The organism is Massilia sp. TSP1-1-2, assembly GCF_049896185.1.
Taxonomy (GTDB): domain Bacteria; phylum Pseudomonadota; class Gammaproteobacteria; order Burkholderiales; family Burkholderiaceae_D; genus Telluria_A.
In genome coordinates this window covers 1-801 of the sequence record NZ_JAFCTU010000161.1, presented here as the reverse complement: position 1 = coordinate 801, position 801 = coordinate 1, and the positions used below count along the sequence as shown (strand labels likewise).

At 66.4% G+C, this 801-nt stretch carries 1 pseudogene; it reads right to left on the bottom strand.

The annotated features are described in order from the left end of the window. Positions 1-620, bottom strand: a pseudogene (locus ACP7BV_RS27470) (trypsin-like peptidase domain-containing protein); the annotation flags it as partial. Between the last annotated feature and the right edge of the window lie 181 nt (positions 621-801).

Sequence of the window (801 nt, the reverse complement as noted above, 5' to 3'; positions counted from 1 at the left end):
TGGATGAACGGTACGTAGCTGCCGTTCGGAAGCAGGCGGCCCTTGGCGCTGACCACGCCCACCGTGACGCTGCTCTCGAAGCCGAAAGGCGCGCCAATGGCGGCGACCCATTCGCCGGGTTCCATGTCGGCAGGATTTCCCGCTTGAACGGCGCGCAAGCCGGTGGCGCCGATCTTGAGCAGCGCAACGTCAGTTTACGGATCGACCCCGATGACTTTGGCGGCATATTCGCGCTTGGTCGTCAGCTTGACGCGCACGGTGTCGGTACCGGCAACGACATGGGCGTTGGTGAGGATATAGCCATCCTCGCTGATGATGAAGCCCGACCCGACACTCATGCCGCCGCCCTCGCCCGAGTCGGGCGGCCCGCCGAAATGGCGAAAGAAATCATACAGCGGGTGGCCGGGCGGCACCCCGCCAGGGGGAGCCTCGCGCGTGGCGCTGATATTGACGACCGTCGGCCCCTGTTCCTTGACCAGGTTGACGAACTGGGGCAGCGCGGTGCTGCTGCTGCCGCCGCCAGCACCGCGCGCCGGCGACGAGGTTGCCGGTTCGCGCGCGGCAGGCACCCCGTCATGCGTGCCGATGCGCGAACAGCCGCTGCCGGTTGCACAGAGCATGGCAGCCACGGCAAGGACGGCCCGGCCCCGTCGGTTTGTCATGCGCAACTCCTACGGGCCGGCGTTGACGGGAATCTTGCGCGGCACGGCGTCTTGCGACTTGGGAATGCGAATACGCAGCACGCCGTGCGTCAATTCGGCCGTAGCTTGCTCGCCGTTGAGTTCTCTGGAAAGGGCGAAA